Source organism: Arthrobacter sp. Leaf337 (assembly GCF_001423745.1).
In the GTDB taxonomy this organism is placed as follows: Bacteria; Actinomycetota; Actinomycetes; order Actinomycetales; family Micrococcaceae; genus Arthrobacter.
In genome coordinates this window covers 211,699-227,179 of record NZ_LMPC01000023.1, presented here as the reverse complement: position 1 = coordinate 227,179, position 15,481 = coordinate 211,699, and the positions used below count along the sequence as shown (strand labels likewise).

The following is a 15,481-nucleotide window of genomic DNA, read 5'->3' as shown; positions in this document are numbered from 1 at the left end:
TGCCATGACTGAGGAAAAGCGCACAAAGGCAGCAGTAGTTACGGGAGCAAGCACGGGAATCGGCGAGGCGACGGTCCGCGCGTTGCGGGCCGAGGGCTGGACGGTCTTCGCCGTTGCCCGCCGGGCGGACCGGCTTGCGGCGCTCGCCGAGGCCACCGGAGCTACGGCCGTGCCGGCAGACATCGCCGACGACGATGACGTGGACAGGCTCCTGGCCGAGGTGACGAAGGCCGGCGGCATTGACACCCTGATCAACATTGCCGGGGGTGCACGGGGCGCGGACCGGATTGCCGAAGCCAAGACCGAGGACTGGGAATGGATGTTCGACGTGAACGTCCTGGGCACCATGAAACTGACCCGCGCCTTCCTTCCCATGCTGCGGGCGAACGGTGAGGGCACAGTCCTCAACCTGACCTCGACGGCGGGACTCGCCGCCTATGAGGGCGGTGCCGGCTACAACGCCGCCAAGTTTGCCCAGCACGCCATGACCGGCGCTCTCCGGCTGGAAGAGGTGGAAAACAACGTCCGGGTCATCGAAGTTGCCCCGGGCTTGGTGCACACCGAGGAGTTCGCCCTCAACAGGCTGGGCGACCAGGAAGCCGCAGGAAAGGTCTACCAGGGCGTGGAGAAGCCGCTCACTGCCGACGATGTAGCCGACGTGGTCCGCTACGCAGTCACTGCGCCGCACCACGTCAACCTGGATCAGATCGTGATCCGGCCGGTGGCGCAGGCGGCCAACTACAAGCTGATCCGCAAGCAGGCCTAATCCGGGGGAGGAGGGCAGGGTAGCCCGGCGTGAGGGGCTTCCCGCCACCGGAGGTTCATCCCGGGTTGGTCTGTGCGTTCCGCACCCGTGACCAGTTGTTGATGCTCGACGGCGACGGTGGCACGTGCACCTGCACACCACCAGAGTGGAGACCACACCATGCAACACCCGAAGACGCTTGGCGCTGCCGTACTCAGCGCAGCCCTGCTCATCGCCCTCCCGTCCCAGGCCATGGCCGCAGACACCAACCCCCAAGGGGGCGACAACCACTTCGACCTCGAGGCCCATCGGGGCGGCATCGGACTCACGGTTGAGTCCACCCTTGCCTCCTTCGCCAAGGGCCTCGAGACAGGCGTTACGACGCTCGAGCTTGACCTGCAGATCACCAAGGACGGCCGCGAAGTCATTACGCACGACCGCAAGATCAGCCCCAACAAATGCCGGGACACGGCTCCCGTCCAGGCAGGGGATCCGCAGTTCCCGTATGTGGGCAAGTACGTCAAGGATCTGACGTTTGCCCAGGTCCGGAGCCTGGACTGCGGCAGCCTCACCCTTTCCCAGTTCCCGGGCCAGGCCGCGTCTCCGGGTGCACAGATGCCGACCCTTTCCGAAGTGTTCGCCTTGGCGGAGTCCTACCGGGCCAGCCAGGTGAAGTTCAACATCGAGACCAAGGTCGAAGCCGGCGCCCCGGAGCAAACGGCGCCGCGGGAGCAGTTCGTGGACGTCGCCCTGCGGGAAATCAAAGCAGCCAACATGCAGCACAGGGTTTCCATCCAGAGCTTCGACTGGGGTTCGCTGCGCCTTGTACAGCAGCGCGATCCGCAGATCCGCACTGTTGCGCTGACGAACAAGGACTTCCTCCAGGCCGGGCAACCGGGCAGCTCACCCTGGCTCGGCGGCATTGATTCGGACGACTTCGGCGGAGACCTCGTCAATGCGGCATCTCATCTAGGCTTCGACGCTATCTCCCCGGTGCACGGCTCCCCGCAGAACGGCTCGGTAACGGATCCCGGCTACGTCGCCTACGTCACGGCCGACATGGTGCAGCGCGCCCATGCTGCAGGCATGCAGGTCATCCCGTGGACCGTGGACGACAAGCCCACCATGCGCTCGCTGATCGCCGCCGGTGTGGACGGCATCATCACCGACTACCCGGACAGGCTCCGTGACGTTATGGCTGAGGCCGGCATGAAGCTGCCGCGGAGCTTCGACCAGCCGAAAACCCTGAACTAACCTGCGGAGGGGACGGCCAACGTGGCCAGGACGGCGGCGTGATCAGTTCCGGATATGCGGTGGACCGCGTATCCGGAACTGGCGATGCCGGGGCTGGTGACGAGGTGGTCGATGGCGATGCCGGGTAGCCGCTGCCCCTCCATCGGCCACGTGGGGACGAGCCGCATTCCGGCGGCCGTCCCCACATCCACCATTTTCCGGCCGTCCGGGCCGCCGTCGAGCAGCGCACGGAACTCCTTGTGGTCATAGGTGGCGTTGAAGTCGCCGATCAGCAGCCGGTTGCCGGGCCGTGCAGCCAGCCGGGCCAGGGCCGCGAGGTCGCTGCGCCACTGGTCCACGCGTACGTCCACCGGCGGAAGCGCGTGGACGTTGGCCACCTCGAGGACGGCCGGCGTTCCCGTTCCTTCCATTGTCAGCCGGACAACCGGCATCTGGAACGGTGTGTCGGGCAGGACGCCAACCGCCTCCAAACGGTGCGCTGAATAGATGGCGCTGCCGCCGGCGTCGTCTGTAGGATCGCTGAGCCGGTTCGGCAACAACTCCGGCAGCCCCGCAGCCGTGAGCCCGTCTTCCAGGGACTGCGTATGTTCCTGGATGGTCAGCAGCCCGACGCCGTTCTCCCGCACCAGGCGGACAATTTCCGCTGCGTCCGCCTGGCCGAATTCCGAATTGATGTTCATCGCCGTCAGTTGGACCGTGGGCGCTGCGGCATCCGTAATGCTCCTGCCGTAATCCAGCGGAAACAGCCACAGGAGTTGTGCCGCCGCCGCGACCGCCGTCAGCCAGACCAGCCACCTGCGCCGGCCCGCAACGGCAAGGAGCAATGCGACGCCGGCAGGAACCAGCAGCCACGGTGTGAAGGACAGCAGCTGGACAACGATGGTGGGCCATTCCGCCGGGATGGCGCGGAGCACCGACAGGGCCGCCACCGGCACTGACGCCAGCACGCAGAGCACCGGCCAGGCGGCGGACCGGCGGCGTCGTGGTCGGCGGCTGGAGCCCGTGGAGGCTGTGGTGCGGATGGTCATGGCTCCGAGTCTATGCAGTCGAACCGTCCGCTTGTGCCCGGGATTACCCTTCCGGCTACCACAACCCAAGGCAACTCTGGGTAGAATCGGGTAACAGCGTTGACCCGGCCATCACCGGTGAGCTTCCGGAAGAACCTTCGGACCCCTGCAGTGCAGGAACCCGGGGCAGTAGAACCGGACGGGTAAGCCCGTCACAGCAGCAATGAGCGGCCGACGCCGGTGCTCTGTCCTTTCGCAGGGGCCCGGCGACGGTAAGTGAGGTGGTACCGCGGTACCGGTGCAGTTGGAAAACAGCGCACGGGCCGTCCTCGCATCCTGAATGATCCACTTGTTCACTAGCTCAACCCAGGATGTCGAGATGACTTATTACCCCAAGGCCTCCGCCGCAGGCGCCGGCTCCACCGACTCTTCTTCCAACACCTCCGGTGTGTCCGCCTCCGTGAAGTTCCCGGAGATCGAAGAACGCATCCTCAAGTACTGGGACCAGGACGGCACCTTCCAGGCGAGCATCGACCAGCGCAGCGCTGACGCCCCCGGCGGGCAGCCCGGCAGCAACGAATTCGTCTTCTATGACGGTCCTCCCTTCGCCAACGGCCTGCCGCACTACGGCCACCTGCTGACCGGCTACGCCAAGGACCTGGTGGGCCGCTACCAGACGCAGCGCGGCCGCCGCGTGGAGCGCCGCTTCGGCTGGGACACCCACGGGCTCCCCGCCGAGCTGGAAGCCATGAAGCAGCTGGGCATGACGGACAAAACCCAGATCGAGGCCATGGGCATCGACAAGTTCAACGACGCCTGCCGCGCCTCCGTCATGAAGTACGCCGACGAGTGGAAGAGCTACGTCACCCGCCAGGCCCGTTGGGTGGACTTCGACAACGACTACAAGACGCTCAACGTCGAATACATGGAGTCGGTGCTGTGGGCTTTCAAGCAGCTGCACGAAAAAGGCCTGACCTACAACGGCTACCGCGTCCTGCCGTACTGCTGGAAGGACGAGACACCGCTGTCCAACCATGAACTGCGCATGGATGACGACGTCTACAAGAACCGCCAGGACCAGACCGTCACGGTCACGTTCCCCATCACCGCGGGGGAGTCCGGACTGTCACAGCAGCTCGCCGGTGTGCAGGCCCTCGCCTGGACCACCACGCCCTGGACGCTGCCCACCAACCTGGCGCTCGCCGTCGGGCCGGCCATCACGTACGCCGTGCTGCCTGCCGGACCCAACGGCATCAAGGCGGCGTCGGCCGAAGCCCCCGTCGAGGGCAGCTTCCTGCTCGCGGCGGACCTGCTGGGCGCTTACGCCAAGGACCTTGGCTACGGCGACGGCACCGCCGGCGTTGAGGCGGCCGAGTCCGCGGTCACGGCCACCTACACAGGCGCCGAGCTGGCCGGCCTGCAGTACCAGCCGCTGTGGAAGGACTTTAGCGACGCCGAAAAGTACTGCACCGCGAACGCCTGGCGCTTCCTGGTGGCCGACTACGTCACCACCACCGACGGCACGGGCATCGTCCACCAGGCGCCCGCCTACGGCGAGGACGACCAGAAGGTCTGTGAAGAGGCCGGCATCCCCGTGGTGCTGTCGGTGGACGAGGGCGCCAAGTTCCTGCCGCTCTTCTCGCACGGCGACCTGCACGACATCGTGGGCCTGCAGGTGTTCGATGCCAACAAGCCCATCACCCAGGTGCTCCGCGCCCAGGGCCGCCTGGTGCGCCAGGCCAGCTACGAGCACAGCTACCCGCACTGCTGGCGCTGCCGCAACCCGCTGATCTACCGCGCGGTGTCCTCCTGGTACGTGGAGGTCACCAAGTTCAAGGACCGCATGTCCGAGCTGAACCAGGACATCAACTGGATCCCTGGGAACGTCAAGGACGGCCAGTTCGGCAAGTGGCTCGCCAACGCCCGCGACTGGTCCATCAGCCGGAACCGCTACTGGGGCAGCCCCATCCCGGTGTGGCAGTCCAGCGACCCTGAGTACCCGCGCACCGACGTCTACGGCTCCCTGGCCGAGATCGAAGCCGACTTCGGCCGGCTTCCGCTGAACAAGGCCGGCCAGGTGGACCTGCACCGGCCGTTCATCGACGAACTGACGCGCCCGAACCCGGACGACCCGCGGACCCCCGAAGAGGGCCAGTCCGTGATGCGCCGCGTCGAGGACGTCCTGGACGTCTGGTTCGACTCCGGCTCCATGCCCTACGGCCAGGTGCACTACCCGTTCCAGAACGAGGAATGGTTCGACACCCACAACCCGGCGGACTTCATCGTCGAGTACATCGGCCAGACCCGCGGCTGGTTCTACATGCTGCATATTCTGTCCACCGCGCTGTTCGACCGGCCGGCCTTCCGCAATGTCATCAGCCACGGCATCGTCCTGGGCTCGGACGGGCAGAAGATGTCCAAGAGCCTGCGCAACTACCCGGACGTCTCCGAGGTCCTGGACCGCGACGGCTCCGACGCCATGCGCTGGTTCCTGATGTCCAGCCCCATCCTGCGCGGCGGCAACCTCGTGGTCACCGAACAGGGAATCCGCGACGGCGTCCGCCAGGTCATCCTGCCGCTGTGGAACGTCTACAGCTTCTTCACGCTGTACACCAACGCCGCCGACGGCGGGCGCGGCTATGACGCGAAGCTGCGCTACGACGGCTACGCGGACACCCTTGACCAGTACCTGATGGCCAACACCGGTGACCTGGTCCGCAATGTGACCGCCCAGCTGGACAGCTATGACATCTCCGGTGCCTGCGACGAACTGCGCAGCTACCTGGACATGCTCACCAACTGGTACGTGCGCCGCAGCCGCCAGCGCTTCTTCGACGAGAGCGTCGATGCCTTCGACGCGCTCTACACTGCGCTGGAAACCGTCTCCCGCGTGGCCGCGTCCCTGCTGCCGCTGGTCTCCGAGGAGATCTGGCGGGGCCTCACCGGCGGACGCTCCGTGCACCTGGCCGACTGGCCGGACGCGGAACTCTTCCCGGCCAACCCGTCGCTGGTGGAAGCAATGGACCGCGTGCAGCAGATCTGTTCCACCGGATCCTCACTGCGCAAGGCCGCGAACCTCCGTGTCCGCCTGCCACTGCAGGAACTCACTGTGGTGGCACCCGGCGCGGACGCGCTGGAAGGCTTCGCCGCCGTCGTCGCGGATGAACTGAACCTGCGTTCCGTCCGCCTGTTGGACGCCGAGAGCGCCTCCCCGGAGGAGTTCGGCATCGAGCAGAAGCTCGTGGTGAACGCCCGGGCCGCGGGCCCCCGCCTGGGGAAGAACGTCCAGCAGGCCATCAAGGGCTCCAAGTCCGGTGACTGGTCCGTTAGCGAAGAAGGCGTGGTCACCGCCGGTGGACTGGCCCTCGAGCCGCAGGAATACACCCTGGAAACCGTCGTTGCGGAAGCCGCGGAAGGCGAAGGATCGCGGGCTGCCGCCGTCCTGCCCGGCGGCGGGTTCGTGGTGCTCAACACCGAGGTCACGCCGGAACTGGAAGCCGAAGGTGCCGCCCGTGACATGGTCCGCGCCATCCAGCAGGCCCGCAAGGACGCCGGACTCAACGTCAGCGACCGGATCCACACCACCGTCACCGCGAAGCAGGACGTCGTTGATGCCCTGCTGGCAAACGCTGAGCTCGTCAAGACCGAGACGCTGACAGTCCGGCTGGACACCGTCGCGGCCGACGTCAACGAACCGCAGGTCACCGTTGCCAAGACCGCGGCAGAAAAAGTAGAGGCCTAAACAATGACCGATGAATTTTCCGTGGAAAGCGTCTACGCCGAGCTGCTGGGCCGGGCGCCGGAAAACAAAATGGAGCCGCGCCTCGCGCCGCTGTTCCGGGCCATGGATGTGCTGGGGGAGCCCAACAAGGCGTTCCCGATCATCCATGTCACCGGCACCAACGGCAAGACGTCCACGGCCCGGATGATCGAAGCCGGGCTGCGGGCCCACGGGCTGAGCACCGGGCGCTACACCAGCCCGCACCTGTCCAAGGTCACCGAGCGGATCAGCGTCGACGGCGCACCTGTGTCGGATGAGACCTTCGTCCGGATCTGGGACGAGATCAGGCCCTACCTGCAGATCGTGGACGGCGAACTCGAGGCCGAGGGCCAGCCCCGGCTGACGTACTTCGAGTGCCTCACCATCCTGGCCTTCGCCGTTTTTGCCGACCAGCCGGTCAACGTGGCCGTCATGGAGGTTGGCCTCGGCGGCATCACGGACGCCACCAATGTCGGCGACGGCCAGGTGGCGGTGGTGACTCCCATTTCGTTGGACCACACCGAACTCCTCGGCGAGACCACTGAAGAGATTGCCTACGAAAAGGCGGGCATCATCAAGCCGGGAGGCTTCCTGGTCAGCGCCGCGCAGCCTGTCGGTGCCGCGCAGGTGCTGCTTGAGAAGGCCCGGGAAGCGGGGGCCCCGTACCGCTTCGAAGGGGTGGAGTTCGGCGTCGAGTCCCGGACCGTCGCCGTCGGCGGCCAGATGGTGACCATCCAGGGCCTGGCCGGACGGTATGAGGAACTGCTGGTGCCGCTGCACGGAGCGCACCAGGCGGAGAATGCCGCCGTCGCCATTGCCACGCTAGAGGCCTTCTTCGGCGGGGAAAAGGCGCTCGACGCCGAAATCCTCCAGGAAGCGTTTGCTTCGGTTACCTCCCCGGGCCGCCTGGAGGTGCTTCGGACTGCCCCGACCATCATCGTCGACGCCGCCCACAACCCCGAGGGCATCCGCGTTTCGGCCGAGGCGATCCACGAGGCCTTCAGCTTCACCAAGCTCGTAGTTGTGGTGGGCGTCCTGAAGGAGAAGGACGCCGAGGAAATCCTCCGCCAGCTCAAGGAGTCCCTGGGCGACCTCGCGGCCGAATACTGCTTCACGCAGTCCAACTCGCCCCGCGCCGTACCGGCCGAGGACCTCGGAGAAATCGCCCTGGACCTGGGCTTCGGCGAGGACAACATCCACGTTGCCGAGAAGCTCGACGACGCCCTGGAATGGGCCGTTGAGCACGCTGAAGCCAATGAGGACCTGGCCGGCGGCGTCCTGGTGACCGGCTCCATCACGCTCGTGGCCGAAGCCCGGATCTTGCTCGGAAAGGCGGATGCCTGACCATGGCCCGACTTACAAAAGCGCAGCGGGAGTGGCGTCCGGGGATGCCCAAAAAGCGGCGCTCCACCAAGGTCATGTTCGCCTCCACGGTCCTGGTTCTCGAAGGGTTCGTTGCGTTCTTCGCCACGCTGGCGGTCTTCGGCCTCCGCCGCGACGAGTTCCCGCCGGCTGTAATCCTCTCCGTGGGGATCGGCCTGAGCCTGGTGCTGGTGTTCACCTGCGCCGTGCTGTCCAAACCGTGGGGTGTTGCCCTCGGCTGGATCCTCCAGCTTGTCCTGATTTCCACCGGATTCATCGAACCCATGATGTTCGTGGTGGGGATCCTGTTCGCCATAGCGTGGTGGTACGGGATCAGGACCGGCATCCGGATCGACCGCGAGGCCGCCCAGCGCGAACGTGAACAGGCCGAATGGGAAGCCGCCCACCCTGACGGCGAAACCAACTAAACTAATCTCGAACCCCCACCCAACCACATTGGAGCAGTTGTGAGCATTGAGCGCACCCTCGTCCTGATCAAGCCCGACGGCGTGACCCGCAACCTGACCGGCGCCATCCTTGGCCGGATTGAAGCCAAGGGCTACACCCTGACCGAGCTCAAGAAGGTCGACGCCAACCGCGAACTGCTGGAGCAGCACTACGAGGAGCACGTGGGCAAGCCGTTCTACGAGCCACTCGTTGAGTTCATGCTCAGCGGGCCAGTTGTCGCCGCCATCTTCGAAGGCCACCGAGTGATCGAGGGCTTCCGTTCCCTCGCCGGCACCACCGACCCGACGACGGCGGCACCCGGCACCATCCGCGGCGACTTCGGCCGGGACTGGGGCCTGAAGGTCCAGCAGAACCTGGTGCACGGTTCCGATTCGGCGGAGTCCGCCGAACGCGAGATCAAGATCTGGTTCCAGGACTAACAGCCCTCCGCCTAAGCGCGAGCGTACAGTTGAGGCCCCCGTTTCCGAAGAAACGGGGGCCTCAACTGTACGCTCGCGCTTGTTAGTAGCCGGGTTAGTAGCCGGACGTCCCGACGAAGACCTGGATGAAGGCGAAGAAGATCGTGGCGATGACGGCCACGTACAGCAGGGCGGTGACGATCCAGCCTGAGTCGCCAGCGATTTTCGCGGGGCCTGCCGGAAGCTTGATCACGCCGTGTGCGATGTTCCGGACCGTTGTCCACACAAAGAGCGGAATCATGGCGGCCCAGACCACCATGCAGAACGGGCACAGGATGTGGATGGAGTACAGCGCCTGCGACCACAGCCACACCACGAAGGCAAAGCCCAGCGTCACGCCGGCCTGCAGGCCAAGCCAGTACCAGCGGGCAAACTTGGCGCCGGAGAGAACTGCCATGCCCGTGGTGATCACGACGGCGAATGCCACGATGCCGATAAACATGTTGGGAAAGCCGAAGAGGGAACTCTGCCATGTCTGCATGACGGCTCCGCAGGAGACCCACGGACTGATATCACAGGCCGTGACGTGGTTCGGATCCTTGAGGACCGCGAGCTTCTCCAGGACCAGGGCGCCGGAGGCCAGCCAGCCAATGACGCCGGTAATGACCATCAGCCAGCCAAACGGTTTGTCCCGGGTCATGGGAGGCAAGCCTTCCCGGGCCGCTGCACGCTCGCGGAGGTCACCGTCCACCAAATCGTTCTGCATGGAATTGGAGATGCTGGGCATGGGATGTCGCGTCCTTTTTCTAGAGGGCTCCTCGCCCTGATTGTAACGCCGGAGGCTGGACTGGCCCCACAGACTTGTTCCCGCCACGCGCTGACCGTGAGTCGGATCGCTCCGCTTCCGCCCCGATTGACTGAGCGTATGAGAGAATGAAGCTGGCTGGAATACGATCCACATTCGAATTTCAGTCCGGTGGCTTGTTTGTAAGACCGCCAATGATGAGCAGGGCACGCTCCGGATCCACGATAGATCCCGGACTACCTGCAATGCCATTGGACGGCACCTGGTTGTGGCTTTCAGGAACAACGGGTTTCAGAACAACGCCACCGGCCCTCCAGGGCTGCCGCACCCCACTGCCGGTGCGAACCTGAGGGTATCCAATTGACTTCTGTCAACGCCTGCGGGTTTTGACAATATGTGCCCCAATGGGTGCCGGATGTGGCGGTGCGTCAGGGGCAGGAGTGTCGCCACATATGGATAATGACCAGGTTCTAGCCGTTAACGAAGAAACCGCTGCTAGCGAAGAGGCAGTAGCGCCCCCAGCGCCCAAGAGGGCCGTCCGGACACGGCGCAAGGCCGCCCCCAAGGCTGAGGCAGTCGAAGCCGTCGAATCGGAGCCGGCCCAGGCAGAGGCCCCGGCAGCAGAAGCCCCGGCTGCCGAAGCCGCTGCAGAGGAAAAGCCGCCGGCGCGCCGCAGCCGTTCACGCAAGAAGGTGGAGCCTGCCGAGCCGCTTCCGGTTTTCGCCGATGAAGCGTCGGCGACGGTTGCTGCGGATCAAGTTGAAGCAGAGCAGGTTGAAACCGGGCAGGCAGACGCGCCGGCAGAAGCCGCCGTCGTCGAAAAGCCCGTCCGCCGCCGGGCCCCACGTGCCAAAGCCCCCGTCAAAGCTGCCGCCGCCCAAGAAGCCGCGCCTGCTGCCGCCCAAGAAGCCGCGCCTGCTGCCGAACCCGTAGCAACAAAAGAACCGATAGCAACAGAAGAGGAGGCGGCCGCCGCAGGCCAGGAATCCGCCGCTTCCGTAGCTGCCGAGCCGGAGCAGCCTGCAGCGGCTGAAGCCGCCAGCCCCGTCGGTGCACTCTTCCTCGAACCCGGCGCCGTCACCTCCATGATCTTCCAGGCACCGGACCTGAGCGCCGTGGTCCGCCCGGCAGCTGCGCCTGCCGTGGCCAAGGAAAGCGAAGAAGAAGACACGGAGGACGAAGGCGAGGACGTCGACGCCGGCGGCTCGCGCCGCCGTCGCAGCCGCGGACGCCGTGGCCGCAGCCGCGTGACTGACCGGGAAGCTGCCAGCGAGACCGAGGCTGGCGAAGGCGCCGCCGGGGACGAGGACGCCGATGAGGAGTCCACCGTTACCGCGGACGACGGCGTCACCTCCCGCCGTCGCCGCCGCCGCCGCCGCGGCGACCAGGACCTCGAGCTCACGGGCGGGGGAGACGACGACCCGCCCAACACCGTGACCCGCGTCCGTGCGCCCCGGGCCATCAGCGAGGCGCCGGTCAACAACCGCGTCACGTCCGTCAAGGGCTCCACCCGGCTTGAGGCCAAGAAGCAGCGCCGCCGCGAATCACGCGACACCGGCCGCCGCCGTACCGTGATCACTGAGGCGGAGTTCCTGGCCCGCCGTGAATCCGTGGACCGCCAGATGATCGTCCGCCAGCGCGATGACAGAATCCAGATCGGCGTCCTGGAAGACGGCGTCCTGGCCGAGCACTTCGTTTCGAAGACCCAGCAGGACTCCCTGATCGGCAACGTGTACCTGGGCAAGGTCCAGAACGTCCTGCCCTCCATGGAAGCCGCTTTCGTGGATATCGGACGCGGCCGCAACGCCGTACTGTACGCTGGCGAGGTCAACTGGGACGCCGTCAACCTCGAAGGCAAGCAGCGCCGGATCGAGAACGCGCTGAAGTCCGGCGACTCCGTACTGGTCCAGGTCACCAAGGACCCGGTCGGCCACAAGGGCGCCCGCCTCACGAGCCAGATCTCCCTGCCCGGCCGCTACCTCGTGTACGTGCCCGGCGGTTCCATGACCGGGATCTCCCGCAAGCTGCCCGACGTCGAGCGCAACCGCCTCAAGCGGATCCTCAAGGACCGCCTTCCGGAAGATGCCGGCGTGATTGTCCGCACGGCCGCCGAGGGCGCGTCCGAGGAAGAGCTGACGCACGACATCAACCGCCTGCGCGCCCAGTGGGAAGGCATCGAGGGCCAGGCCACGTCCACCAAGATCCTTGCGCCGGAGCTTCTCTACGGCGAACCGGACCTCACCATCAAGGTAGTCCGCGACGTCTTCAACGAGGACTTCTCCAAGCTGATCGTTTCCGGCGAGGAAGCCTGGGACACCATCGAGGCGTACGTCACCTATGTGGCCCCGGACCTGGTGGGCCGGCTCGAAAAGTGGACCAAGGACACGGACATCTTCGCGGCCTGGCGGATCGACGAGCAGATACACAAAGCCCTGGACCGCAAGGTGTTCCTGCCTTCCGGCGGCTCCCTGGTGATCGACCGGACCGAAGCCATGACCGTGGTGGACGTCAACACCGGCAAGTTCACCGGCAGCGGCGGCAACCTTGAGGAAACCGTTACCAAGAACAACCTGGAAGCGGCCGAGGAAGTGGTGCGCCAGCTGCGGCTCCGCGACATCGGCGGCATCATCGTCATTGACTTCATCGACATGGTGCTCGAATCCAACCGCGACCTCGTGCTTCGCCGCATGGTGGAGTGCCTCGGACGCGACCGGACCAAGCACCAGGTTGCTGAAGTGACCTCGCTGGGCCTCGTGCAGATGACCCGCAAGCGCATGGGTACCGGGCTCCTGGAAGTCTTCGGCGAGCAGTGCGAGGCCTGCGCCGGCCGCGGCATTGTCACCCACGACGAGCCCGTGGAACACCGCCGCGCCAACGTTGTGGCCGCCGAGCACCGGGTGCCGCGGACGGAAGCCCAGCAGCCTCCCCGTACGGAGCGTAAGAGCCGCCGCCGCGGCAAGGGCGGCCAGCCGTCTTCCGAGGCTGCTCCGCTGACGCCGGCTCCGGTGCACCACGAGCCCACTGACGCCGAGCGCCATGCCAAGGCTGAAGCGACACGCGTGGCGTTGGCCAACATCGCAGCGGCAGCGCATGCTGCCCACCTGCACGATGCCGAGGCAGGCCATGCAGCACCTGCGGCTGCGGCCGCGGCAGCACAGGCAGTGGGCCAGGCACTGGCGGCCCAGGCACAGGGCGCCCAGGCCCCGGCCGGGCAGGTACTTTCCGGGCAAGCGGTGACGCCGGCCAAGTCGGGTCCGACGCAGGCCACCCCGTCTGCACCCGCAACGGCCCGGCCCGCGAAGGTGTCGGAAGCCGAGGTGGCTGCTGCAGGGCGGCCGGCGGCTGTCCTGACGTTCGGCGGCGAAAAAGTGGCTCTGCCGTTCGTTGAGCATGCCGGGGAAGCTCCTGCCTCCGGAGCGGCCCTGACCCTTGACCGCCTGGCCGAGGCATTCGCCCACCTTGGCGAGCCTGCCGCGGCTGAGGCCCCGGCATCACCGGTTGAACCGCAGGCACCGGCGGCCCAGGCACCGGCGGCCCAGGTGCAGGCGGCCAAAACGCCGGCAGCGCAGGTACAGGCGGCGCAGGCTCCTGAAGCCGACTACACCGACCACACTGCGGTGCAGGGCCGGGCCCGCCGTCCCCGCCGCAACCGGAGCGCGAGCCGTGCCCAGGGCGCAGCGAACGAGACGTCCGTGGAGCACCACGAGACTGCCCCGGTCGCCGCATCAGGGCACACCCACGAAGCTAAGGCACCTGAGCCGGCAAAGAAGGACGCGCCCGCCAAAGCGCCGGCCAACGAGCCGATCATCCTTGGCGTGGGGGTCCCGGCTTCGGAGCTCTGATCCGGCCAGGCTCTGATCCGGCCGGCTGACACCGCGGGTGCGGCCCGGAACAGGCGTAGCAATACGCCGGTTTCGGGCCGTACCCGCGAGTTCGTTGCAGGGAAAAGCTAGGCTAGGGGACTGACACGGGGTGCCGCGCACAGGGCCGGCTGAGATCCAGACCCGTTGAACCTGTCCGGTTAGCACCGGCGAAGGGATGTCTCCTTTGGCTTCATCATTCCTGCCCACCCCTGCCAACGCCGCAGCGCCCGCACCAAGAGGCGGCGCCCCCTTGCGCAGTACCCCGAGGGTGCTGGCCATCGCCGGCTCCGACCCGTCCGGCGGGGCGGGGATCCAGGCGGACCTCAAGAGCATTGCCGCTAACGGGGGATACGGCATGGCTGCCATTACCGCCCTGACGGCACAGAACACCCACGGCGTCCGGGCGGTCCACGTTCCGCCGGCCGGCTTCCTGACTGCGCAGCTCGAGGCCATTAGCGATGACATCAGCATCGATGCCGTCAAAATCGGCATGCTGGGCGACTCTGCGGTGATTGCCGCCGTCCGCAGCTGGCTTGGGAAAGCCCGTCCCGCCGTCGTGGTTCTCGACCCCGTGATGGTCGCCACCAGCGGGGACCGGCTCCTGCAGGAGGCTGCCGAGGAGGAACTGCGCGAACTGCTGCCCCTGGCCGACCTCATCACGCCGAACCTGGCCGAACTGGCGATGCTGCTCCATGAACCCCTGGCGAACAACTGGGAAGCGGCACTCGCCCAGGGCAAACGCCTCGCTGCGCAGGCCGGCACCACCGTCCTTGTCAAGGGCGGACACCTCGACGGCGGCGCGTGCCCCGACGCCCTCGTCAACACCGAAGGGCTGCTCGCCCAGGACGTTGTGGTGGTCCCGGGCGCGCGGATCGACACCAGGAACAGCCACGGCACCGGCTGTTCCCTGTCATCGGCCATGGCCACCGCGCAGGCAAGGCTGGGGGATTGGGAGGCATCCCTGCGGGCAGTGAAGCCGTGGCTGCAGGGAGCGCTCCGGGAAGCCGAAGCACTGGAGGTGGGAACGGGCAACGGCCCGGTACACCATTTCCACCATCTGGCCCCGAAGGGCCAGGATGCGCTGGCTGCAGGAGAGTTCGCAGCGGCGCTCCGGCAGGACGCCGGGCCGGACCTGGATTACATCTACGGGCTGGACTTCATCCGCGGCCTGGCCGACGGCTCCCTTACCGAGCAGCACTTCGCGTATTACCTTGCCCAGGACGCCATCTACCTGAACGGCTATTCCAGGGTCTTGTCCCGTGCCGCCGCTATTGCCCCCACCGAGGCCGAGCAGCTCTTCTGGGCGCGGTCGGCACAGCAATGCCTGGAAGTCGAGTCCGAACTGCACAGGACGTGGCTCAGCACCCGGACCGTGGACGCCGCCTTGGGACCGGTCACCAAGTCCTACGTGGACCACCTGCTGGCCTCATCTGTTTCCGGAAGCTACGGAGTGCTCGTGGCCGCCGTGCTGCCGTGCTTCTGGCTGTACGCCGAGGTGGGTGCCACCTTGCACGGTCAGTTCCAGGCGGCCGGGTCGCCGTCGGTCCATCCCTACGCCGACTGGCTTCGCACGTACGCGGACGAAGAATTCGCCGCCGCCACCAGGGAAGCGGTGCGAATCACCGACGACGCCGCACAGGCCGCCTCCGAAGTGGAACGGCAGGCCATGCGGCTGGCCTTCCGGCAGTCGTGCCGCTACGAGGTGGATTTTTTCGACGCGCCGCGGGTGCATGCTGAACAGCAAAGTGTTCCAGAGCCGGTAAGGTAGTGGGGCACGGTTCCGGAAGTCGTTGCAGCGGCAGTCTGTATTGCACAGAGT

At 66.5% G+C, this 15,481-nt stretch carries 10 protein-coding genes and 1 riboswitch; of the genes, 8 read left to right on the top strand and 2 right to left on the bottom strand.

Going from position 1 to position 15,481, the window contains the following annotated elements; translation table 11 throughout:
* The first annotated feature begins 4 nt into the window (after positions 1–4).
* Both ASF98_RS15865 and ASF98_RS15860 read left to right on the top strand, forming a co-directional pair.
* A complete protein-coding gene (locus ASF98_RS15865; protein ID WP_055803552.1) occupies positions 5–766 on the top strand; it encodes an SDR family oxidoreductase in 762 nt (253 codons plus the stop codon).
* 159 nt (positions 767–925) lie between these two features.
* Positions 926–1,999, top strand: a complete 1,074-nt coding sequence (locus ASF98_RS15860) for a glycerophosphodiester phosphodiesterase (protein ID WP_055803550.1) — start codon at positions 926–928, stop codon at positions 1,997–1,999.
* Here ASF98_RS15860 and ASF98_RS15855 read toward each other — a convergent pair.
* Complete coding sequence (locus ASF98_RS15855; protein ID WP_055803547.1) at positions 1,996–3,027, bottom strand: endonuclease/exonuclease/phosphatase family protein; 1,032 nt, start codon at positions 3,025–3,027, stop codon at positions 1,996–1,998. The two genes, ASF98_RS15860 and ASF98_RS15855, sit on opposite strands and share 4 nt — an antisense overlap.
* Before the next feature lie 358 nt (positions 3,028–3,385).
* Between ASF98_RS15855 and ileS the strand changes: the two genes are divergently transcribed.
* The 4 genes from ileS to ndk are packed head-to-tail and all read left to right on the top strand — an operon-like array spanning position 3,386 to position 9,015.
* On the top strand, positions 3,386–6,748 hold the full coding sequence (gene ileS / locus ASF98_RS15850) for an isoleucine--tRNA ligase (protein WP_055803544.1): 3,363 nt from the start codon (positions 3,386–3,388) through the stop codon (positions 6,746–6,748).
* A 3-nt stretch (positions 6,749–6,751) separates the two neighbouring features.
* Positions 6,752–8,110, top strand: a complete 1,359-nt coding sequence (locus ASF98_RS15845) for a bifunctional folylpolyglutamate synthase/dihydrofolate synthase (RefSeq protein WP_055803541.1) — start codon at positions 6,752–6,754, stop codon at positions 8,108–8,110.
* Between the two features lie 2 nt (positions 8,111–8,112).
* On the top strand, positions 8,113–8,556 hold the full coding sequence (locus ASF98_RS15840; protein WP_055803540.1) for a DUF4233 domain-containing protein: 444 nt from the start codon (positions 8,113–8,115) through the stop codon (positions 8,554–8,556).
* A gap of 39 nt (positions 8,557–8,595) precedes the next feature.
* Positions 8,596–9,015, top strand: a complete 420-nt coding sequence (gene ndk, locus ASF98_RS15835; RefSeq protein ID WP_055803537.1) for a nucleoside-diphosphate kinase — start codon at positions 8,596–8,598, stop codon at positions 9,013–9,015.
* Positions 9,016–9,109: 94 nt separating this feature from the next.
* Here the strand turns inward: ndk and ASF98_RS15830 are convergent, their stop codons facing one another.
* On the bottom strand, positions 9,110–9,781 hold the full coding sequence (locus ASF98_RS15830; RefSeq protein WP_055803534.1) for a vitamin K epoxide reductase family protein: 672 nt from the start codon (positions 9,779–9,781) through the stop codon (positions 9,110–9,112).
* A gap of 470 nt (positions 9,782–10,251) precedes the next feature.
* Here ASF98_RS15830 and ASF98_RS15825 point away from each other — a divergent pair, with 470 nt between their 5' ends.
* The gene (locus ASF98_RS15825; RefSeq protein WP_055803531.1) at positions 10,252–13,641 is read left to right on the top strand and encodes an Rne/Rng family ribonuclease; all 3,390 of its coding nucleotides are present in this window, start codon (positions 10,252–10,254) and stop codon (positions 13,639–13,641) included.
* Between the two features lie 116 nt (positions 13,642–13,757).
* Positions 13,758–13,855: riboswitch (TPP riboswitch) on the top strand.
* A complete protein-coding gene (locus ASF98_RS15820) occupies positions 13,838–15,430 on the top strand; it encodes a bifunctional hydroxymethylpyrimidine kinase/phosphomethylpyrimidine kinase (RefSeq protein ID WP_055803528.1) in 1,593 nt (530 codons plus the stop codon). (Overlaps the previous riboswitch by 18 nt.)
* The last annotated feature ends 51 nt before the right edge of the window (positions 15,431–15,481 follow it).